Below are 22,550 nucleotides of genomic sequence, written 5' to 3'. Positions count from 1 at the left end.
AAACGACAAAGGAATGGCCGGGAAGCCTTCGTGGGGCCCACGAAACGACAAAGGAACGCCGGGAGCCTTTCGGGAAGTTCCGCAAACCGCACCTCTACTTGAGAAGAACGCTTGCCCCGGGCCGGCAAACGAACTGCACGCGCTTGCCCTGCATGCGGCTGCGGTCGATGGTCCACGTGCCGTCGAGCACGCGCACCTTGGCCTTGGCTCCTTGGGGAATGGCCGCCACGGCCTCTTCCAGCGTCATGTAATTACCCCGACCCTGCCGGGAAACCACGTAATCATAGTGCACGACATGCTTCCGCAACGGACGGATTTCGCGGCCCAGGGCGTCGGCCAGCAGGCTTGCCACCATGCGGGCGCCATAGACATTGTAGTGGGTGTTGTCGTGGCGGCCCTGCGGAATGCTCTCTATCTCGCCCGGTCGGAACCACATGTGCAGCCGACGGGAACCCTCAATGCCCATGCCCTGCTCCAGGTCGTGGGTGATGCGGTTGGCATCCACGAAAGCCACCCCCAGCTGCCGGGCCAGCCGCCGGGGCACGTCCTTGTAGGCCCCGTGGGTGTCGACCAGCGTGTCCGAGTTCACCTGCTCGTCGGCAAAGGTGGTATTGCGCAGCGACTCGTCGTCGGTCGAATCCACCCGGTTCAGGAAGTTGCGGCGCACCACGCAGTTCATCAGCACCGGTATGCCTCCCCGTGCCCGCGTGTCCTCCACGTACTTGGCGAGGTGGGCGTCAAAGGTGGAGCCCGGCTCGGTGTGGCGGTCGGGACGGGGTTTCTCGTCGTTGTGGCCAAACTGGATGATGACGTAGTCGCCGGGCTTCAGCCGGGCCAGCACCTTGTCCCAGCGGCCCTCGTCCATGAAACTCTTCGACGAACGGCCGTTCACCGCATGGTTGTCCACGGTCACCTCGTCGTCGAAATATCCTTGCAGCACCATGCCCCACCCCCGCTCGGGATTGCGGTCGGGGTGGGCTTTCTCGGCGGCCGTGGAGTCGCCGATGATGAAAATGGTGGTGTGCCTCTTGTCCGATGTCAGCAGAAAAAGGAGGGCCGCCATGCAGACGACCCTTAAAACGATTTTGAAGTTCATACGCAGTTGTTTTTATCCTTGACTCCGTACCTCCTGTATCAGCTCCTCCACGCTCACGAGCTTCTGCGCGCCGGTGGCCATGTTCTTCAGCGTCACCTTGCCTTCGGCCATCTCGTTGTCGCCGGCCAGGGCCACGAAGCCGATGCCCTTGGCGTTGGCATAGCCCATCTGCTTCTTCATCTTGGCCTTGTCGGGATACATTTCCGTGCGGATGCCGGCCTTGCGCGCCTCGCCCACGATGGGCAGGCAGTAGGCCGTCTCGCGCTCGCCGAAGTTGATGAACAACAGCTGCGTCGAGGCCACGGCCTCCTTGGGATAGAGGTCGAGGGCGTCGAGCACGTCGTAGATGCGGTCGGCGCCAAACGAAATGCCCACTCCCGAGAGGCCCGGCATGCCGAAGATGCCCGTCAGGTTGTCGTAGCGGCCGCCGCCGGTGATGCTGCCCATCGGCGTGTCGAGCGCCTTCACCTCGAAGATGGCGCCCGTATAGTAGTTGAGTCCGCGGGCCAGCGTGAGGTCGAGCTGCACCTCGTTGACCAGTCCGAGGGCTTTCAGCGTGTCGAGGATGAAGCGGGTTTCCTCCACGCCTTTCAGTCCCGTCTCCGACGTTTTCAGCACCTCGGCAATCACGTCCAGTTTCTCCTCGTTGGTGCCCTGCAGGGCAATGATGGGTTGCAGCTTCCCGATGGCCTCGTCGGGAATGCCGCCGGCGCGCAGCTCCTGGTTCACGTTGTCGAGCCCAATCTTGTCCAGTTTGTCGATGGCCACGGTGATGTCCACAATCTTGTCGGCCTCGCCGATGACCTCGGCAATGCCTGTCAGTATCTTGCGGTTGTTGATTTTAATCTGCACGCGGATGCCCAACCGCCGGAACACGGTGTCTACAATCTGCATCAGCTCCACCTCGTTGAGCAGCGAATCGGAACCCACCACGTCGGCGTCGCACTGGTAGAACTCGCGGTAGCGGCCTTTCTGCGGCCGGTCGGCCCGCCACACGGGCTGTATTTGATAGCGCTTGAACGGCAGCTGCAGCTCCTCGCGGTGCATCACCACATAGCGGGCAAAGGGCACCGTGAGGTCGTAGCGCAGTCCTTTCTCGCAGAGACGGGTCTGCAGTTTCAGCGTGTTGCGGCCCAGCAGGTCCTCGTCGGTGAGGCCCTTGAGGTAGTCGCCGGAGTTGAGCAGCTTGAAGAGCAGCTTGTCGCCCTCGTCGCCATACTTGCCCATGAGCGTGTGCAGGGTCTCCATGGCCGGGGTCTCGATCTGCTGAAATCCATAAAGGGCATACACGTCCTTGATGGTATTGAAGATATAGTTTCGCTTGGCCATCTCCTCGGGGCCGAAGTCGCGGGTACCCTTGGGGATGGAGGTCTTGTTGTTTGCCATAATTACATTGATTGTCTGACGATGGTCTGGTCGCGGTCGGGCCCGATGGAAATGATGCCGATGCGGGTCTCCAGCTCGGCCTCGAGGAAGTCCACGTAGTCCTTGAAAGCCTTAGGGAACTGCGCTTCGCTGGTGAAACGCGTCATGTCGGTCTTCCAGCCCGGCAGTTCTTTATAGATGGGCGTCACGTTGTCTATCTCGTAGGGGAAGTCGCGCGTCTCGGTGCCGTCGGGCAGCCGGTAGGCCACACAGGCCTTGATGGTGTCGAATCCGTCGAGCACGTCGCTCTTCATCATGATGAGTTCGGTCACGCCGTTCACCATGATGCTGTAGCGCAGCTGCACCAAGTCCACCCAGCCGCAGCGGCGCTCACGGCCGGTCACTGCGCCGTATTCATGTCCCAGGTCGCGGATGAGCCGGCCCGTCTCGTCGAAAAGCTCCGTGGGGAACGGGCCTGCGCCCACGCGTGTGCAGTAGGCTTTCATGATGCCATACACGTTGCCGATGCGGTTGGGACCGATGCCCAGGCCGGTACAGGCTCCGGCACACACGGTGTTGCTCGAGGTCACAAAGGGATAGCTGCCAAAATCCACGTCGAGCATGGTGCCCTGGGCGCCCTCGCAGAGCACACTCTTGCCGCTCCGCAGGATGCGGTTCAGCTCGTGCTCGCTGTCCACGAGGTGGAAGCCGCGCAGATAGTCCACGCCCTCCATCCATACCTTTTCGGCCTCTTCGAGACCGTCCAGGTCGGTCCAGCCCATAGAGGCCAGCATCTTGAGGTGGCGTTCCTTGTGGGCGGCATACTTCTCGTCGAAGCGGTCGAGGATGTCGCCCACGCGCAAACCGTTGCGGCTCACCTTGTCGGTATAGGTGGGGCCGATGCCCTTGCCCGTGGTGCCCACCTTGTCCTTGCCCTTGGCAGCCTCCATGGCACGGTCGAGCAGCCGGTGGGTGGGCATGATGAGATGGGCCTTCTTCGAGATGTGCAGCCGCGACTGCAACACGTGCCCGCTCTTCTCCAGGTCCTTGGCCTCGGCCATGAACAGGTCGGGAGCCAGCACCACGCCGTTGCCGACGATGTTTACCTTGTCGCCTTGAAAGATGCCCGAGGGAATGCTGCGGAGCACATATTTCTGCCCCTCGAACTCCAACGTGTGACCGGCATTGGGTCCTCCCTGGAAGCGGGCCACGACATCATACCTGGGCGTCAGGACGTCCACGACCTTTCCCTTGCCTTCATCGCCCCACTGGAGTCCCAACAGGACATCAACTTTAGCTGTATTCATACGTGATCTGTAAGTTTTATGTATTGTCTGTTTTGTTCTTTTCGTTCTGCATGCGCTGGTTCAGCAACTTCTCCTGGCAGCCGGAGCAGATGCCGTAAAGGTAGAGGGTGAACCCCTCCTTGCGGAATCCGGCGAGCGGCGCGCCGCTGATGGCCTGCTCCACGGCGGGCAGCTCGGTCTCCACAATCTGCCCACACATGGTGCAGATTTGGTGGCAGTGGGAGTCGTTGCGCAGGGCTGCCTCGTACTTGGTCTTGTCGGCCAGCCGGTGTCTCACCACGAGGTGAATGCGCTGAAACAGCCGCAGCGTGTTGTAGAGGGTGGCCCGGCTGATGAAGAACCTGTGGTTCTCCAGCAGGTCGTTGAGTTCTTCCACCGTGAAATGGCCCTCCAGCTGGTAGATGGCCTCCAGGATGGCATAGCGTTCGGGAGTGTGGCGTTTGGCCGTTGCCTCCAGATAGCTGTCGAGAATGTGGCGGGCGTGGTCGAGCATGGGGCGTCAGTAAATGCGTGGGCCAAAGATGAGCGAGCCCACCCGCACCATCGTCGAGCGGCATTCGGCCGCAATGCGGTAGTCGTGGCTCATGCCCCACGACCGCTCACAGAACGAAGGGGCGTCGGCAAAATAGTCGCGTTTCACCTCGTCGAAGAAGTTGGCGGCCAGCGTCATCTCGCTGCGGATGCGCGAAGCGTCGTCCACATGGCTGGCCATCATCATGAGCCCGCAGATGCGCACATGTTCCAACGCGCGCCACTCGCCCGAGGCCAGCAGCGCGCGGCAACCGTCGAGCGAGAAGCCGTACTTGGTCTCCTCCTCGGCAATGTGGAGTTCGAGCAGCACGTCGATGACGCGGTTGTTGCGGGCTGCCTGCTTGTTGATTTCGTGAAGCAGCTTCAGACTGTCCACCGCCTCTATCATGGCGATGTAGGGTGCGATGTATTTCACCTTGTTGGTCTGCAGGTGACCGATGAAGTGCCACTCGATGTCGCGTGGCAGTGTCTCCCATTTCTTCTGCAGTTCCTGCTCGTGGCTCTCACCGAACACCCGCTGGCCGGCCTTGTAGGCGGCCTCAATGTATTCGTTGGGATGGAACTTACTGACGGCCACCAGCCGCACATCGTGTGGGAGTTCGCCGAGCACCCGTTTCAGGTTTTCCGCAACATCTGTCTGCATCATGCCTCCGGTTCGGTTGGTTCTGCTGCCTGTTCGTATTCGGGCTTGTCGTCGGCTTCGGCCTTTTGGCCGCCGAGTCGGTGCTCGAACACATCCATCAACAGGGTCTCGCTGATGGCAGAAATGACGTAGTCTATCATGGTGCCGCCCATCACCTCCTCCACGTTTCTCACCGCTCCGGGCAGACTTGCGGCCTGCACCAGATAGTTCACGTTGGAGCGTTTCTCCTTTTCGGTCTTCTCGTCGATGGTGATAAACTGCAGCTTGGCCTTGTACCACTTGTCGTCTTTCGCGTTCTCGCTGAAGAAGATTTCGTGGTAGGGGGCGGGCTTTATGCCGGTCACCTTGAACTCTCCGCTGATGTAAGCCGACATCTCCTCGGTGATGGAGGCCTCGGCTTCGGTGAAGCTAAAGGCGTCCACCACGTACTGTTCGGTCACGGGTTTCTGGTTGCCGTCCTCCTGTGTCTTGTCGTATCTGATCTTGATTTCAAACCAATCTGACGTTCTCGATTTCATATTCCTGTTGTTTCTGAATTGTAGATTTTATGCTTGTTTGGCGTTGTTCTGCGGGTCAAGAGCCCTGTTGTCCGCCACACCGCGGAACAGATTGTCCAGCACGCGGTAGGTATAGGCGGCGCGGTCGTGGATAGTGAGGTCGCTGCGCAGCCGGTTGCGCAGGTCGACGAGCTTGGACACGGCCCCCTGATAGTTGTCGGGGGTGATGCGGCCGCTCATGTTCTTGGCCATGGCCGGCTCGAAGCCGAAGTAGCGGATGAGCATGTCGGCAAACTGGCTGCGCTGCATGTCGGTCACGTCCTGCAGCTGCTTGTTCAGCTTGTTCTTGGGGCGGTGGATATGAAACACCAGCGCATCGGGCTCGCCGCCGCGCTGGCCGTTGTCGTAGCGCCTGTCGTAGTCGAAGTAGCAGTCGCAGAAGCCATTCTCCGCGAGCGACTTAAGTTCCTCCTTGGCCGGCTCGAGCACACGGCGCACAAAGTCGCTGAACTTACGGTAGTTGGTTTCCAGGCGCAGCATCTTGCGGAACTCCACGGTCTTGATGACCGTACCGCCCTTGTCGAGCCAGCTCTCGATGAACATGTAGATGCGCTGGGTGTAGCGGTTGCGGCAGGCAAACACAATCTGCTTGCCCAGCCGGTGATAGCCCAGGTCGAGCGACACGAGCCGCTTGGCCACCGTGCGGTCTATCTTGAGCACGGCGTATTTCTCGTAAATGCCGGCGTCCTCAGGGATGTACACGTCGCAGAGGTTGGTCACCTTGAGGTAGCTTCGTCCGTCGACCGTTTTGTAAGGTATCTCCACGGGAATGGCAGCCAGCATCTTCAGACTCTGCCGAAGCTGCGGGTAATGGTTGGGATCCACGCCCAAGGTCTTGAAGAGAGTCTTAATTTCAAGGCGTCCGTCGTTGTCGAGCTCCGCGTCCGAGAAGATCTCCGGCTCGTTGCGGTCCTTGCTTAGAATGTTGTGTAGCTTCGACTGCATGTACTCCACGATGGTCACCAAGATGCGAATCTGGATCAGGGAATAGTCATGACGCATCATCGTCACGGCAATGGGCTGCAAAAGCCACGTCTCCTCCTCGATGGGAATGAGCTCTGTCGGGATGTTGCGCTTAATGTCGCGCTTCTTTCCTTTGCCGAAATTGGCATTGTGGGCTGTCGCCTTGCCTGCCCTGACGACACTGGATTTGGTGGTGGGTCTTTCGCCTTCCATGCTTTCTTTTAAATGGTTTTTAACCGCGCTTTCGTGGAGATGCCTACAAAGATAGGAACATTTTACGACATTGCCAAGCGATGAAGACTAAAAATAAAACGGCCCGAAAGATAATGAAAAAGGCCCGTATATGCACGGCAAGGCTTCCGCGCCCGGGCGACGACGGTACAGCGGCTTCGCGATTGCGCCGTAACGGCCTTGCGATGGCGGCGCAACGGCTGCGCGACAACGCCGTAATGGCTGCGTGATGACGGCGCAATCGCCGGGCGAATGCACCGTAGCCGGTTTGGGAAGACCACACGCCGAGCCAGCCACGCTGCCCCGGCAGCGGGCCGATGGCCAAGATGCCATACGAAAAAAGCAGCCTCATAGTGTTTTATGAGGCTGCTTTCTCCTTGCGGAAGGTGAGGGATTCAAACCCCCGATACCCGAAAAGGGTATACCGGATTTCGAGTCCAGCGCGATCGTTCACTCTGCCAACCTTCCTGATTGCGGGTGCAAAGGTAATGAAAAAAGGAGAAGCGGCGGAAGGAATTAACGTTATTTAAAACTAAATTATCCGAAATTCAAGGCTTCCAGTCTGCTTCGCAGCTCTCCGGCCAGGCTTTCGCGGATGGAGAGTTGGATTTCGCAGGTGTTGTCAAATGTCTGTCCGATGATGCGGGGCTGCATCTCCTTGACCACCCGCATCACGGCATTCATCATGGGATAAGAGAACCGCCAGGTCACCAACTCCTCCACCAGCCGCTCCTCCACCACGCTGTGGTCGAGGGCATCGGCGGCCGCAGCACGGTAGGCCGTGATGAGTCCGCCCGTCCCCAGGTTCACGCCGCCGTAATAACGGACGACGCAAACCAGCACGTCGGTGAGTTCGCGGGCATTGATTTGTCCCAGTATGGGCTTGCCAGCCGTGGACGAGGGCTCGCCGTCGTCCACGGCCCGGAAGTCCCAGCGTTCGGCCCCCATCACATAGGCATAGCAGCAATGGCGGGCGTCATGGTACTGGCGGCGGTAGCCGTCGAGAATGGTTTTCACCTGGTCCAAGGTTTCCACATGATGGGCAAAGGCATAAAACTTGCTTCGCTTCTCGGTGTAGTAACCTTGGGCCGGGGCGGCAATCGTCTTGAACGTATCTTCCATGTGGACAGGCGGCAAACTGCCGCCAGTAGAAATTCAGCTGAGTTTGTGAATGACAAGTCCCGAACGCAGCTTCGGCTCGAACCATGTGGCCTTGGGTGGCATGATTTTTCCGGAGTCGGCAATGTCCATAATCTGCTGCATGGACACGGGATACAGGGCCAGTGCCCAGCGCATCTCGCCACTGTCCACCCGTCGCTTCAGCTCGCCGAGACCCCGCAGGCCACCCACGAAGTCGATGCGCTTGTCGGAGCGCAAATCCTTGATGCCCATGAGTTTGTCGAGTATCAGCCGACTGGAGATGTCGACATCGAGCACCCCGATGGGGTCGCTGTCGTCGTAAGTGCCGGGCCGGGCCGTGAGGCTGTACCAGCAATGGTCCATATAGAGTGCGAACTCGTGCAGCTGTCGGGGGCGGTATTCCACCTCGCCCTTGGCTTCGACCGTGAAGTCCTGGGCCAGTGCTTTCAGAAAAGCATCGGGCGAAAGCCCGTTGAGATCCTTGACCACGCGGTTGTAATCGAGGATGGTCAGCTGGCTGGCCTGGAAGCACACGGCCATGAAGTAGTTGTACTCCTCCTGCCCCGTGTGGGCAACGCCCTGCCGGGCTTTCTCTGCCCCCACGAGGGCTGCGGCCGCCGAGCGATGGTGTCCGTCGGCAATATAGAGGCTGGGCATCCGGCGGAACTGCTCGGTAATGAGGTCTATGTCCTGCGTATCGGAGACTACCCAGAACCGATGGCGGAAGCCGTCGACGGGCGCCACGAAGTCATACTCGGGCTCGGTAGCGGCATAACGCATGAGAAGCGCGTCGAGCACGGCATTGTCGGGATAGGCAAAGAATACGGGTTCAATGTTGGCATCGCACACGCGCACGTGCTTCATGCGGTCTTCTTCCTTGTCCCGACGGGTCAGCTCGTGCTTCTTGATGACGCCCGTGAGATAGTCGTTCACACAGGCTCCGACCACGAGGCCGTACTGCGTCCGCCCGTTCATGGTCTGGGCATAGATATAATAATGCTCTGCGGCATCCTGCACGAGCCAGCCTCTCTCTTGGAAAAGCCGGAAATGGTCGGCGGCACTTTGGTAGACGCGCGGGTCGTACTCGGACGTGCCGGGAGCAAAGTTGATTTCGGGTTTGATGATGTGATAGAGCGATTTCTCGTTGTCGCCGGCCTCGGCGCGGGCCTCTTCGGAATCGAGCACGTCGTAGGGACGCGACTCCACCAGCTCCACGAGGTCCTTGGGGGGACGGATGCCCCGAAAAGGTTTGATTGTAGCCATAGTATCGAGGGATGAATGATGCTTGTGTGTTCCAAGAATCCCGTTTGCAGGGGCACCCACAAACGGGTGCCCCTGCAAATAGGAATCAAAAAGATAATCAGCAGACGACGCAACAATTACTTGTTGACCTGGAACTTAGTGTCGCCGTCTTTGAAGAATGCGTTAATCTGGCGGGCGGCAGCAATGCCGGCATTGGTATTGGCCTCCGAGGTCTGGGCGCCCATCTTCTTCGGTGTGGAGAAGTAGCGGCCCTCGAACCGACGGAAGTCGGCATCGGCGTCGGGCATGATGTCTGTAATGAACTTCAGGTCGGTGCGCTCGCCCATCAGCTTGAGCAGTTCGGGCTCGTTGATGACTTCCTTGCGGGCGGTGTTGATGAGGATGCCACCCTTTTTCAACAGGCCGACCACCTCATAGTTGATGCTGTTCTTGGTCTCGGCCGTGGCAGGAATGTGCAGACTCACGATGTCGCACAAGCGGAACAGGTCGTCACGCGTATCCACGGCATGCACGCCGGCGGCCTCGATGGTCTCCTTGGGGCAATATTCGTCGAAAGCATAGACCTCCATTCCGAAGCCCTTGGCAATGCGGGCAACGTTGCGCCCCACGTTTCCAAAGGCGAGGATGCCCAGTTTCTTGCCCATCAGCTCGGAACCCGACTTGCCATTGTAGAAGTTGCGCACGGTGTAGACCAACAGACCAAAGACCAGTTCGGCCACGGCATTGGCATTCTGTCCGGGTGTATTTTCCACCACAACGCCTTTCTCCTTGGCATAAGCCGTGTCGATGGAGTCGTAACCAGCACCGGCACGAACCACAATTTTCAGATTCCGCGCAGCATCGAGCACGTCGGGGGTAACCTTGTCAGAGCGCACAATCATGGCGTCGGCATCGGCCACAGCCTCAAGAAGCTGGGACTTCTCTGTATATTTTTCCAGCAGAGCCACCTCGTGACCGCCGGCGACAGCCTCTTTCTTGATGCCCTCTACGGCCTCGGTAGCAAAGGGTTTCTCTGTTGCAATCAGTATTTTCATCGTTCTATGGATTAGGTTTGATTCGTGATTAGTGCAGGGCCTCAAAGTCTTTCATGGCCTGAACCAGTGCGTTGACACCTTCCAGCGTCTGCGCATTGTAGCAGCTGGCACGGAAACCACCCACAGAACGGTGGCCCTTGATGCCCACCATGCCGCGCTCGGTGGCAAAGTCGAGGAACGGTTTCTCCAGTTCCTTGTACTCGTCGTTCATGACGAAGCAGATGCTCATACGCGAGCGGTCGGACTCGGCCACGGTGCCACGGAAGAGCTTGTTGCGGTCGATCTCGCCATAGACGAGCTCTGCACGCTCCTTGGCGCGGCGTTCCATCTCTTTCACGCCGCCCTGAGCCTTCACCCAGCGCATGGTTTCGAGCAACGAATAAATGGGGACAACGGGGGGCGTGTTGAACATGGAGCCTTTCTCGACATGTGTGCGATAGTCTATCATCGTCGGCAACTCGCGGGGAGCCTTGCCCAGCATGTCGTCTTTAACAATCACTACCGTGACACCGGCCATGGCCATGTTCTTCTGTGCTCCGGCATAAATAGCGGTGTATTTGGAAACGTCTACGGGGCGGCTCATAATGTCGGACGACATGTCGCCAACCAAAGGAACAGGAGCTTCCAAATCCTCGTGCAATTCCGTACCGTAGATGGTATTGTTGGTACAAACGTGGAGATAGTCGAGATCGAACGGAATGGCGTAACCATGTGGCAAGTGCGTGTAGTTGTCAGCGGCAGAAGAAGCAACCTCGACCACTTCGCCAAAGAGCTTAGCTTCTTTTAGGGCTTTCTTGGCCCAAGCGCCGGTATTGACGTAGCCCGCTTTCTTAATGAGGAAGTTTGCCGGTATCTGCATGAACTGCAACGAAGCGCCACCACCAAGGAATATTACGGAATAACCCTTTGGAATGTCAAGCAATTCCTTAATCAGGGCTACCGACTCATCGACCACAGGCTGAAAATCTTTGGCACGATGGCTTATCTCCATCAGGGAGAGGCCCGACCCATTGAAATCCAAAATCTGCTTTGCGGTGTTCTCAATCACTTCGCGTGGAAGCATTGAAGGACCTGCATTAAAATTGTACTTCTTCATTTTAATTCTATTTAAAAGGTTTACGCGATTTCCTGTATTGGGTTTATTGATGCAAACTTACAGTTTTTCTTTGAATTAAACAAATAATTTAGCAAGTATTTATTCAGCGGAATCAATTAATGTCATATTGACACACAACAGGACATAATGCGTTTTTTTATGAAACCTGAACGCCCCGGCAGACCACCATGAGGGGCACATGGACAGAAAGCGTCACCTGATTTCCTCGATGACCGTGCGCAATCCCTTGATCTTCTCGCCACTCACTTGTCTAAGAAGACTGCCCAGACGTTCCCGCCGAACGGCCACATAGGCGTAGTGCTCGTTCACGTCAATACGACCAATCTCGTCGGATTTGAGCCCTCCTTTCTTGCAGAGGAACCCTACAATATCGCCTTTTGAAAGCTTGTCTTTCTTGCCCTTGCCTATATAAATCGTAGCCATGCGGGGCTGCGCGGGAGCAGGAAGATCGGAGGGAAGCACGCAGTCGAGAACCTGGGCATCCACATAATCGGGAATCGTTTCGCCCTCACTGAGAATAAAATAGGCATGCCCTGTCTTGTTCCAGCGGGCCGTGCGCCCCACCCGATGGATATAACCGTCCTGCCCCTCGGGAATATGATAGTGAATAATGTTCTCTATGTCGGGAATGTCGAGGCCACGACTGCCCAAATCGGTACTCACCAACACAGAGACGGAGCCATTCGAGAACTTATAGATGGCCTCCTCACGCTGCTTCTGTTCCAGTCCGCCGTGAAAGGCTATCACCGAAAAACCATGCTCGGCAAGGTAAGAGGCTGTGCGCATCACGGAGTCGCGATAATTCAAGAACACAATACTGCTGGTTCCACCCACATAGCGAAGCAAGGCCGAAAGTGTCTCCAGCTTGTCTTTTACCGGACTATGGACAGCATAGACTGACACTCGGTCGGAAGTCTGCTCATCGTGAGGACGATAGTCGAGAGTGGAAACGGCACGCCGACTGCCAGGGACAGACGGAACCGATTGCAGGAAAGGGGCAATCTGGTCACTGGCTGTAGCAGAAAGAAGAAGATGGCGGACGCTACGCGGCAACTGCACCATCAGGGTGGCCATTTCTTCCTGAAAACCCATCTCCAAGCATTTGTCGAACTCGTCGATGACTACACAGCACACATGACGGGTCTGGATATTACCCTTGACAATATGGTCGTTCAGACGCCCTGGCGTGCCAAAGACGATTTGTGGCTTCACCTGTCGAAGCTCGCGATGCTCATCCATGGTGGGACGACCGCCATAACAGGCATAGGTTCGGAGCCCCGTTCCAAGATTCTTCAACACGGTGGCCGACTGCAGGGCCAGTTCGCGACCGGGCACTACGACTATGGCTTGCACCTCATCGCTCCGTGAATCGAGGAGTTGTTGCAAGGGCAGCAGATAAGCGTAGGTCTTGCCCGACCCTGTGGGGCTCAGTACCACCACGTCCTGAGTATCGTTGACAATGGCATGGGCTACGGCTTGTTGCATCTCATTCAACTCCAGCCTCTGCTTGCTGATGATGTCTTCTATTTGCATATCACTGGCTTTTAAATGTATTATTCTTCATCAGTTTGTCTATCTCGTCAAAACGTTCGCCCATATTCAGATTGAGATAGATGGTGTAAAGGGGGAGTCCCCACTTCTCTTTTTCCAAAGGCCTGTCCTTACGGTATCTTTCCAAATAAGGGAGTGCCTCCCTATACAGCTTGTAAATGCTTTCCCAGCGACGGGATGTTTGGAGTGTAGCCTTGTCGAGAGCCACAGCCTGATTGAACTTGGCCAGCCCGGCATTGAGCCAAGCTCCGGCAAGACTGTCGCAGCGATGAAGCAGCGACACGCTCAAGGCAAAGCTCTGGTCGTACTGCCCCATGTTGAGCAGAATAGTACTTTTAGTCAGTTCAAAGACGATGCTTGTGCTGTCAACAGCCAGTCCTTTGTCTGTCAATGCCAAAGCCTCCGCCCAGTCCTTATTTTGAGAGAAATAGTCTATCAAATGTGGGTAGAAATACGGCGAAAGCGGATACTTGGCAAAACCCTCGTGCAGAATTTCGACATATCTCGCCGTATCACCATCCAGTTGATAGGTCTCGGCCAGATATTGCAGCATCGGCTCACGGTGCAAGGTGTCTTTGAGGGCCATATAGGTGTGGTGCAACACCTTTCTGACATCGCCCTGTTTATAGGCGCAATAGACAGCCCAATAAGCCGCTTCGGGCAGTCGCCGGTCGGTCTCGCCATATCGGTAACCCCCGAAAAGTGGCTGATTGGCAGATTCCACATACTGATTGAGCAACTGATAAGCCTCGGGAAACTTCTGTTTGCGAATGAAAAAGATTCCTCCATGATACAAATTGGGACGCAGCGTGTTGAGCAGTTCTGCGTTGCCTTTGCGACGGACAAACCTGATACGGCCCTTGGAATCGGGAATAGCCTCTATGGAATCATAAGTCGCCATATCAGTAAAGAGCTTGGAAGCAACGGTAAAGAGCTGGGCCGTGTCGTATTTCTGCTTCAGATAGAGTTTTTCGTTGCCCTGTTCATATTGCTTGCGCAAAGCATCGAAAAGGGTTGCCCAAATTCTCTCGTCCCGTCTGTTGGCAGAATCTTGCAGCAGCTTCCGCATCATCTGTTCAGCCTTGTCCAAGTTATTTCCTTTCTTGACAAACTCCCGGGCTGTAGCTATTTCCTTTTTCTGGGCATAGGCCGACACGGGCATGGCCCATAACAGAAAGACACAACAACAGCCTGACAGCCATTTCCAGAATCCTTGATAGTTCATTTATATTTTGCCTTTCTTCTTGCTTGATTTGTTTATCCTGTTGAATTAGAAAGCGATTCTTACTGTTGTGCCCGTCGCAAACGGGAGGTCAACCTACCCAGTCCTTCCCGATCTCCCAACTTGAGATAGACCTGATAGAGCGGCTTCACCCATTCTACCTGCTCCTGTTCGGGGTCCAACGCCCCTACCCTTTCCAATTGTTGGCGCGCCGTCTCCAGTAAAGCTCTGCATGAATCCGACACTTCAGACTCGTCATCCGTCATCATCTGCTGGGCCATCGCACTATGGCATACGCCCAAATTGTAAATTGCACCGACATCATCCGGGGCCAAACTTATCGCCCGTTTATAGGCTTTGACAGCCTGGGGCCAAAGCTGCCGCTTCATCTTGACTTCGCCCAGCAGCAACCACGCCAACAAGTCGGTGCTGTCCTTGCGAACCTCGTCATAAGCAAATTGCTCCAACTCTTTCTCATGACCAGCCGAAGAAAAATACTCCAAGAGCATGTGAAAATAGGTAGGATTCTGCGGTGCCTTGTCGTGCAACTCCAGCAGAGCTATCAGATAGCGGGCCGAGTCGTTGTGCGTCACCATCATTTCCCGCATGCACCCTACCTTGATTTCCGCAGCATCGCGGGCAAAGTTGGTGTCACGGATGGCTATGTCTGCATAGCTGTCGGCACGGACATATTGATGTCCTCCATAGGCCAACAACGCAGCATAGTAGGCAGCCTGTCCGCGAAAAGAGTCTTGCTCACCTTCAAACAAACGGCTGTTGGAGGTGCCCAAGTAGAGGTCATAGCAATGCAATGCCTCCTTATTGCGACTATGTGCGGTATAATAGAGTGCGGCCTCCATGAGTTTGCGGCGATAGGGATCCAGCCGTTTCCCATTTTGATGACGGTATTGGGCAGTCGGCCGACCATTGCTGCCAGCCTGGCTGTCATAGGCATCACAGCGCAATGCAGTCTGCATTACCTGTTGTAAAGTGGTATAGTACGTGGCTGTGTCACGGGTAGCTTTCAGATTTATGAGCAGCAATCCGACCTGCTCATTGAGTACCCGTGCAGAATCATGGCTACTCTCTCCCTGCGCATGAATAGAGAGGGAAAAAAGGAGCATGCCTGCGAAGAGCCATCGTTGCATAGAGAGAGGATACCAGAAATTACTTATCCTCATCCCACAAGTCCTCATCCACGACTTCAAAACAAGACGTAGACATGTCGTTCTCCTTGCTGAGCTGGCAATTGTCTCCGCGCTCCTCATGGATCGTCAGGTTGCCAGAAACTGCCATGATGCCCTCAGGAGATTCAATGTAATAGACCGTAATTTCGGGCTTCTGATATGTTTTCATGACTTGATGATTTTAGAAAACAATAATTGGTTCATGGAAATTCAGCGGGCAATAAACTTCCGCCCATTCTGTACGACGATTCCCCGATAGGAAGAACCGACCCGAACACCATGAAGATTATAGCGGAATGCCTTCGCATTAAAAGTCGCAGTGCTGGAGGATTCCATACCGCCGGCATTCACCATGGGGCCGGCCAGACTTGTCACAACATGGTTCAAGACATAGGCCGCCTTGGCAGTCTGCGCCTTTCCCAGCTTGAGATAAGCATGATGGGCAGTATTTGTGAAAGCCCCACCATCGTCGGCACCCCAATAGAAGCCCACAGATTCCGAAGTCTTGTCGCTATTCAATGAAAGCATATAGTAGCGGGCCCCTGCATCCGCGGGCAACACTTCATCCTGATCTGTGCCGAAAAGTACGTTATCTGCATCTTTCTCTTCAACCGTCTCAGCAGTCTCAAAGAAGTATTTACCTGGATTGGCTTTCACCACAACTGCCTCGCCGGCAGGGAGAACAGTACCGGCCGAATAAGTTTTGCTCACGACAAGCTCGCCGTGGCTCACCTTGAACGTATAGGCCGTCGCACCTGCAGGAACTTGCAAGGCACTCTGACCATTATACAAAGTGGCATAACCTGCTGTCGAAACAGCAAGTTCCAAGGGGTCGTCCACTTCCCAAACAACAACAATCTTTTCAAGATAGTTGGCATTGGAATCGTCCGCCGGCCTGATGCCAAGATACGTATAATCTCCATTTGCAGAAATTGTTGAGGTCAGATGGTCGGATGAAAAAGATGCCGTCCCCAACAATTTCCCACATTTTTTCCCTTTGGGATCATAAAGCTCGTCCGACAACGAAGAGTATGGAGTATTGCTGGCATAGACATTGATCGAGACTTTCGATATACTTGTAGGTATTGTGGTAATGGAAACCGACTTCAATTTGCCACCGCTGGCAGCCGTGAAGATGCCCGCTTGCTTGGTTTTACTGAGCTGTATGGACCGACTGGCTCCACCCGGTGCCGCAAAACCATTGTAAGTTGCAGAAGAATGAAATACCTTTCCTGAGAACTGAACGTATGCGTTGCCAAAGCCGATTTCACCTTTCAGTCCCAATCCGACACGCGTCAGCGTATCGCAAACCTCTCGCCCCCAACCATTACCGGTAACAAGAAATAATAGGAGAACGAATAATGCGTAACGTTTCTTTTCCATAGGCTAATTATTCAAAAAAGTAAAACAAATTTAGGGAGATTTGCCCTTATTGGCAAATTCATTATAGAATATTAAGAATTAATATCCATTCATAACATCGACATGCTAAAAAGAAAGGATGCGGCACGGTTACCCGCGACCGCACCCCTTGAAAAGTTCAAGTATTTAGTTGTAGCCCGGATTCTGCCACATGTTGGCAGAAGCTGCTGTGTATTGCAGCACTCCGTTGGCATCTTGATTGAACGACTCGTCCGAGCGATTGGTCACAGCCTCCAGTTCGCTGAGCGGAATAGGACGATAATAATGCTTTAAGGCAACATTGGCTGAAGCCTGGGCGTTGTAAGCCTTCACGTGCTCGAGTAACGTGTGGGTGCGCTTCAGGTCGAACCAACGCTGATATTCGCCGCAGAGCTCCAGCGCACGCTCTTTCAGAATGGTCTCTATAGTGACTGTACCACTGATGGTATTGTCTTTGCCGCTGATGGCGCGAACCGTGCGCAATTGATTGATGGTGGCCAACGCATTGGCATTGGCTCCCGTCTGCATCTCGGCTTCAGCCTTGATGAGATACATCTCGGCCAGGCGCAGCACCATGATGTCGCGGTAGGAAACGTCGAAAGTGGGATAGTTCGTATCATACTGGTCGTCCAAGAACTTCTTGATACCGGGGAACGAGCACCATCCGCCAATCTTATAAGAGTTGTAACGGGCGTCTCCATACACGTCGGACACTTTCTTGGCAGCCTCTGTAGGCAGGGCCTTAGCGGGATCGGAAGAGGTGTACACGGGAATGTCGCCCCCACTGGCAAACTGGATGCGATACTTGTTCTTGGCGGCAGCCTGCTCGGCCTGTCCCTCGGCAGAATTACCGTCGGTCAGGCTGTACACGATGGCAGCACCTCCACCATTGAAGTAGTTGCCGTCGGTATTATAAGCATCGTCATAGTCCACAAACTCCTGATCGCTCATATTGGGATAGTTCTTGGCATTGCCAGCCAGTTCTTTGGGAATGCGATAGCTCGTCAGCAACGTCCCGTTGTATCGCTGGTCGGTGCCCTTTACCTCGTCGAGAATCTTCCAGAGATAGAGCGACGGCAGGTAACGGGTAAAGCCACGGCCGTAGGGCGAGTAGTATTTTCCCACCTCCACATTGCCATTCGTAGTGGCACTCTTGATATATGCCTTCTTGGCATCCGTGCAGCGGAAGAACACATTAGTCGTCTTCTGGCCGTTTCCACCCAAATCCGTGGCACCATTGTTCCACATGGAGACAAACATCAGGTTGGTCGCACTACCGCCGTTGCTCGAATATCCCTTGCGGGTGAGCAATGAATTAAAGGTGCCTGTGCCATTCTTGTAATAACGATAAGGAACGCAGTTGTCGAAGCCCGACGACAGTGTGTTGCCATAATGCACACGGAACAGGCACTCGGAGTTGTGCTCCTCGTTGTTCATATTCCACGTGTCGGCATAGCGATTGTAGAGCGATGCACCCGAGTTGTTGATGACGTCCGTCGATGCCTGAAGCGCTTCGGTATAGAGATTGCCGTAGCCCTCCACACTGTTGGCCCCCAGCCAGGAAGCCGCATAGAGGGCCACACGGGCGTAGAGAGCCACTGCCGAATAGTAATAGGCACGGCCTTCGCCCGTGGCATTGGCCTGTGTCATCACATTGGCCGACTTGTAAAGGTTCATCGCCTCTTTCAAGTCATCGAGGATATGCTTGTAAATCACAGGTTCCGGCTGACGCTGAGGCTTGTAATTCAAAGCGGTGATGGCCTCGCCATTATAGGGCACAGGCCCCCAGAGGGCCACGAGCTGGGCATAGTAGAGCGCACGAAGGAAATAGGCGTCACCCTGATAGGCCTGTTTCTTGGTATCGCTCAAGTTCTCGTTTTTAACCACATATTTCAGCACGTTGTTGCTGACATCAATGCCCGCATAGAACAATTCCCAATACTGGTCAAGGCAGGGATTGTTGTTCACGGCATCGGTGCCCGAGGTCGACTCGAAGCCCAGACTCTCCGAAGTCATGTCGTAACTGCAAAGACCTTTCTGCTTGTTGTCGTAACCATAATAGAAAAGGTCGGAGCCCATCTCTGCCAACCCCAGCGAAGGCTCCTTGCCCCACCAGCCGCGCAAATAGGCATAAGCCGACGAAACGAGGCCGTCGATGCCTGTTGAGGTGTTGTAGGTCAGGTCGGCAGTCTCGCCGGTCTTGTTGTCTTCCTCCAGAAAATCAGAGCAAGAAGTTGCCGTTACACCCAAGGCGGCAACCGTCATCAATATATTGATAAATCTTTTCATGTTGAGTAATCTTTTTAGAATGTAACATTAAGCCCGACGATCACCTGCTTCTGCAAGGGGAAACTGATGGCACCGCCACGCTCCGGGTCGTAGTCGTTGAAATGGCTGAACGTGAAGAAATTCTTCATGGAGCAATAGATACGGGCATTGCTCATCAAACATTTGCGCAGCACCGACTTGGGCAGCTGATAGGCCAAGGTAATGTCTTTAATCTTGAAATAGTCGGCCTTTTGCATCTCAATGGCATTCTTGTAAGCCGGGCCGGAACCCTTGCTGTCGGCACCGGGAGACGGAATCAGCGCGCCGGTGTTCTCGGGTGTCCAGTAGTCGAGGTCGCCCCAGTTGGATCCATCATAGGTGTAAAGACCGTAAGCGGCATACGACATGTAGCCACCCAAGCGGGCCATGGTCTGGATGCTCAGCGAGAAGTCCTTGTAGTTAAACGATGTGTTCAAGCCCAGAATAGCCTTGGGAGAGCGGTTGTAGACTTTCTTGTCGTTGTCATCGATCACGCCGTCACCGTTTTGGTCGATCACCTTTGGCGTACCGGGCGAACCATAATCCGAATAAGGCTTGGTAAAGGTTTTGCCTTGGCTGGTATAGTTTTGCTCCACATAGGTGTCGAACTCGCCCACTTTCCAGCACTTGTCCACTTCATAGGTGTAGTAGGCCGATACCGGATCGTCTACCTTGAGTAGGTTGATGCCATCGACATACTGGCTGATGCCGGCCGTCAATTCGTCCACATAGTCACGCGCGAAAGTTGCCGTGGCGTTGATGTCCCAACGGAAATTCTTGTTCTGCACAGGCACACCGCCCAAGGCTATCTCCCAACCATGGCCGCGGGTCTTGCCCACATTGTTGATTTGGCTGGTGAATACCGACGACATCGGTGCTATCTTATAATAGAGCAAATCGTAGGTATGGCTTGAATAGAAGTCTACGCTTCCGTAGATGCGGCTGTCCAGGAACGAGAAGTCAAGACCGAAATCGAGGGCTGAAGTCTTTTCCCATGTCAGGTCGCTGTTGGCCATCGTCATCGGTGCCTTGTCGGTAGAATTGGGAACAATGGAGGTGATGGCGGCCAGTGTCTGGTATTCATCAATGGCAGCATTGCCCGAGAGCCCCCACGATGCACGCAGCTTCAGGTTGTCGAGCCACGATTTGGTGCCCTGCATGAAGGCTTCGTCCGACATGCGCCAGCCCGCACTCACAGACGGGAAATAGCCCCACTTGTGGCCCTTGGCCAGCACGGAGGAACCGTCGGTGCGGAGCGATGCCTGAAGCAGGTAACGCGAGAGGTAGGAGTAGTTCACACGGCCGAAGAACGACACCATGTTGCTTTTCACATAGGAAGACGTCCCGTCGGCTTTGATGATCTTGCTTACGTCATAGAACGTGCTCTGATAATAATGCTCCGCACCGGCAGAACCGTAGATGTTGCTGCCCTCCGTGACTTTCTGCGTCATCTCATGACCAAGCATGAAAGTGAAGTCGTGCTGTGCATTGAGCGACAAGTTGTAGTTGGCTGTATTCTGCCATACGTACTTGGTACTGGTCTGGCGTTCGTTCTTGATATAGGTCGTAGTGGGAGCCTGGTAGCGTCCCTGGCTCTGATAGTCTTGGTAAAGGCCGTCGCGCCAGGTCGTGCGGTCAAGCGTGAACTGCGATCTCAACACCAGATTCTTCACAGGCGTTATCTCGGCATAGGCACTGCCAAAGAAGCGCGAGGTCTCAATGTTGCGCTGATAGTTGCCGTTCTCGTCCAAGAGGGGCGAGCAGTGGGCGGCGTACCACGGGTTGGGCTGGGCATTGATACGGCCGTCTGTCAGGTAGGCGTGCGTGATGGTGGTCATCTTCTGGGCCTGGTTGTACACACCGCCGTTGCGCTTGTCGTTGCTCTTGTAGACATAGGAGAGGCTGGCGCCCACCTTGACAATCTTGTTGATGTGGTGGTCCACATTGGCCCGGCCGGTGTAGCGGTGGAATTCGTCACCCTGCATGAGTCCCTTGTCTATCATGTCGGCCAGCGAGATGTTGAAGTTCGTCTTTTCGCCGCCGCCCTGCACCGACACCTCGTAGTTCTGCGACACACTGTTCTGCAGAATCATGTCGAGCCAGTCGGTATAGCTCTTGTCCTTGTAAATGTCTTCGGTCAGCGTGCCGTCGTCCAGTTTCAATCCGAGCACATCGGCAACCGTCGTCGTGCGCTGCGCAGCTGTCCAGTCGCCGGCCTGCAGCATCTTCTTGTAGTCGCGGGCGTCTACAAGCCGCTGCACCTCCTTGTCGCCATACATCGGCTTGGTGATGCCCGTGGCACTGTTGAAGCTCACATAACCGTTGAAACTCACCGACGTGCGGCCCGCCTTGCCGCGCTTGGTGGTGATGATGATAACGCCGTTGGCGCCTTTCGTACCGTAGATGGCCGTCGAGGCAGCGTCTTTCAGAATGTCCATCGACTCAATGTCGCTGGCAGGAATGTCGAGCGTGGAGCCATACTCCACGCCATCGACCAGAATCAGCGGCGAATTGCTGGCCAGCAGCGAGCGGTTGCCGCGCAGGTTCATGCTGATGCCGCCACCGGCCTGACCGTCTTTCTGCTGCAAATCCACACCCGGCACCTTGGCCTGCATGGCCTGCAGCGCATTGGGAGCCGCCACCTGAGCCAGGTCGCTGGCCCGCACACTGGCCACCGCGCCGGTGAGATCTTTCTTCTTCATCGTGCCATAGCCCACCACCACCACTTCGTCGAGTTGCTGATTGTCCACCGCCATCGTAATGTCGAACGAAGCCTGGTTGCCCACGGTGACACTCTGTTCACGATAGCCCACATAACTGACGGTGAGACGCGTAGAGGGCTTTACGTCTTTCACGGTGAAATTTCCGTCCAGATCGGTCACTGCTGCGACACGGCCGTCGGCCATGACCGTTACGCCAATCATCGGCTCGCCGGAAGCATCCTTGACCACGCCGCTGATTTGTTTCTGCTGCGCAAAGGCCGTCGTGCAGAACAAACCGAGGCACAATGCCATAGAGGTTCTTTTGATTGTTGGATACATAAATGTTTGCTTTTTGGTTTAATATATGATATATTCTCTTGTCCTCTTTGTCTTAGGTAGTCGCTATAATGCCAGCAAATGTAAGCATTATTAATGAAAAACAAAACATTTTAGACATGTTTTTTTCCATAAACGTAGAAAAAGGCTCGTTGTCGGTGAGACACACCGCGTTATTTTTAGACAGAACTACAGAAAGGACAAACAGCTGCACGTTGGGTTTTTAGACAGAACTACATATTGAACATATGGCTGCGCGGAGGAATGGCACAGGAGTTCAGTGTGGTTTTTGGCGTGCGGGGCGGCACGGAGGCTGGCCCCTACATCAACCTCGCACGCGCATTCATCGCGCAGCATCTGAGAAATCTGTGCAATCTGTGAGAAAATACCACGCATGGCATCTGGGTGTCCTTTTTCATCGCGCAGCTATATGTTCAAATATGTAGTTATGTCTAAAACCCTACCGCGCAGCTACATGTCCTTTCTGTTGTTCTGTCTAAAAGAATCGCGGGCCGTGTCTCACGACACAGCCCGCGCAAAAAGAGATATTATAAAAACACAATATAGAGGTGTATTGTAGTTACCTTGTCTGTGTAA

18 protein-coding genes and 1 tRNA gene are annotated in these 22,550 nt (G+C 55.0%); all 19 read right to left on the bottom strand.

Features of this window, described 5'->3' with window-relative positions; translation table 11 throughout:
- Positions 1-94: 94 nt before the first annotated feature.
- The 19 genes from L888_RS0113045 to L888_RS0112950 all read right to left on the bottom strand — a co-directional run bounded on the left by L888_RS0113045 (position 95) and on the right by L888_RS0112950 (position 21,956).
- Entirely contained in the window at positions 95-1,096 is a 1,002-nt protein-coding gene (locus L888_RS0113045) for a rhamnogalacturonan acetylesterase (RefSeq protein ID WP_027953218.1), read from the bottom strand.
- 12 nt (positions 1,097-1,108) lie between these two features.
- Complete coding sequence (hisS, locus tag L888_RS0113040) at positions 1,109-2,482, bottom strand: histidine--tRNA ligase (RefSeq protein ID WP_027953217.1); 1,374 nt, start codon at positions 2,480-2,482, stop codon at positions 1,109-1,111.
- Positions 2,483-2,484: 2 nt separating this feature from the next.
- The gene (locus tag L888_RS0113035) at positions 2,485-3,768 is read right to left on the bottom strand and encodes an adenylosuccinate synthase (RefSeq protein ID WP_027953216.1); all 1,284 of its coding nucleotides are present in this window, start codon (positions 3,766-3,768) and stop codon (positions 2,485-2,487) included.
- 16 nt (positions 3,769-3,784) lie between these two features.
- On the bottom strand, positions 3,785-4,261 hold the full coding sequence (locus L888_RS0113030; RefSeq protein WP_027953215.1) for a Fur family transcriptional regulator: 477 nt from the start codon (positions 4,259-4,261) through the stop codon (positions 3,785-3,787).
- Between the two features lie 6 nt (positions 4,262-4,267).
- Positions 4,268-4,945 (bottom strand): YggS family pyridoxal phosphate-dependent enzyme, encoded by a 678-nt coding sequence (locus tag L888_RS0113025; protein ID WP_027953214.1) that lies wholly within the window; start codon positions 4,943-4,945, stop codon positions 4,268-4,270.
- On the bottom strand, positions 4,942-5,460 hold the full coding sequence (locus tag L888_RS0113020) for a DUF4494 domain-containing protein (RefSeq protein WP_027953213.1): 519 nt from the start codon (positions 5,458-5,460) through the stop codon (positions 4,942-4,944). The genes L888_RS0113025 and L888_RS0113020 overlap by 4 nt, the downstream gene beginning before the upstream one ends.
- Positions 5,461-5,487: 27 nt before the next feature.
- On the bottom strand, positions 5,488-6,675 hold the full coding sequence (locus tag L888_RS0113015; protein ID WP_027953212.1) for a replication initiation protein: 1,188 nt from the start codon (positions 6,673-6,675) through the stop codon (positions 5,488-5,490).
- A gap of 398 nt (positions 6,676-7,073) precedes the next feature.
- Positions 7,074-7,161 (bottom strand) — tRNA-Ser (locus L888_RS0113005).
- 69 nt (positions 7,162-7,230) lie between these two features.
- On the bottom strand, positions 7,231-7,815 hold the full coding sequence (locus L888_RS0113000) for an IMPACT family protein (RefSeq protein ID WP_027953211.1): 585 nt from the start codon (positions 7,813-7,815) through the stop codon (positions 7,231-7,233).
- A gap of 33 nt (positions 7,816-7,848) precedes the next feature.
- On the bottom strand, positions 7,849-9,096 hold the full coding sequence (locus L888_RS0112995) for a DUF1015 domain-containing protein (RefSeq protein WP_027953210.1): 1,248 nt from the start codon (positions 9,094-9,096) through the stop codon (positions 7,849-7,851).
- Between the two features lie 116 nt (positions 9,097-9,212).
- Positions 9,213-10,130, bottom strand: coding sequence for a 3-phosphoglycerate dehydrogenase (locus L888_RS0112990; RefSeq protein WP_027953209.1), 918 nt, complete (start codon positions 10,128-10,130; stop codon positions 9,213-9,215).
- Positions 10,131-10,158: 28 nt separating this feature from the next.
- Complete coding sequence (serC, locus tag L888_RS0112985; protein WP_027953208.1) at positions 10,159-11,226, bottom strand: 3-phosphoserine/phosphohydroxythreonine transaminase; 1,068 nt, start codon at positions 11,224-11,226, stop codon at positions 10,159-10,161.
- A 213-nt stretch (positions 11,227-11,439) separates the two neighbouring features.
- Positions 11,440-12,780, bottom strand: coding sequence for a DEAD/DEAH box helicase (locus L888_RS0112980; RefSeq protein WP_027953207.1), 1,341 nt, complete (start codon positions 12,778-12,780; stop codon positions 11,440-11,442).
- Position 12,781: 1 nt separating this feature from the next.
- The gene (locus tag L888_RS0112975) at positions 12,782-14,023 is read right to left on the bottom strand and encodes a tetratricopeptide repeat protein (RefSeq protein ID WP_044249518.1); all 1,242 of its coding nucleotides are present in this window, start codon (positions 14,021-14,023) and stop codon (positions 12,782-12,784) included.
- A gap of 59 nt (positions 14,024-14,082) precedes the next feature.
- Positions 14,083-14,997 carry a tetratricopeptide repeat protein gene (locus tag L888_RS0112970; protein ID WP_245594894.1) on the bottom strand — a complete coding sequence of 305 codons (915 nt, stop codon included), beginning with the start codon at positions 14,995-14,997 and terminating at the stop codon, positions 14,083-14,085.
- 190 nt (positions 14,998-15,187) lie between these two features.
- On the bottom strand, positions 15,188-15,376 hold the full coding sequence (locus L888_RS0112965) for a hypothetical protein (protein WP_027953204.1): 189 nt from the start codon (positions 15,374-15,376) through the stop codon (positions 15,188-15,190).
- A gap of 41 nt (positions 15,377-15,417) precedes the next feature.
- Complete coding sequence (locus L888_RS0112960; RefSeq protein WP_027953203.1) at positions 15,418-16,590, bottom strand: hypothetical protein; 1,173 nt, start codon at positions 16,588-16,590, stop codon at positions 15,418-15,420.
- 165 nt (positions 16,591-16,755) lie between these two features.
- Positions 16,756-18,897, bottom strand: coding sequence for a RagB/SusD family nutrient uptake outer membrane protein (locus L888_RS0112955; RefSeq protein ID WP_027953202.1), 2,142 nt, complete (start codon positions 18,895-18,897; stop codon positions 16,756-16,758).
- 14 nt (positions 18,898-18,911) lie between these two features.
- Positions 18,912-21,956, bottom strand: coding sequence for a SusC/RagA family TonB-linked outer membrane protein (locus tag L888_RS0112950; RefSeq protein WP_027953201.1), 3,045 nt, complete (start codon positions 21,954-21,956; stop codon positions 18,912-18,914).
- Between the last annotated feature and the right edge of the window lie 594 nt (positions 21,957-22,550).

The sequence above is a fragment of the Hallella seregens ATCC 51272 genome (assembly GCF_000518545.1).
GTDB classification, from domain to species: domain Bacteria; phylum Bacteroidota; class Bacteroidia; order Bacteroidales; family Bacteroidaceae; genus Prevotella; species Prevotella seregens.
The sequence above is the reverse complement of the archived record's forward strand: the minus strand, read 5'-3'. Positions and strand labels throughout refer to the sequence as shown.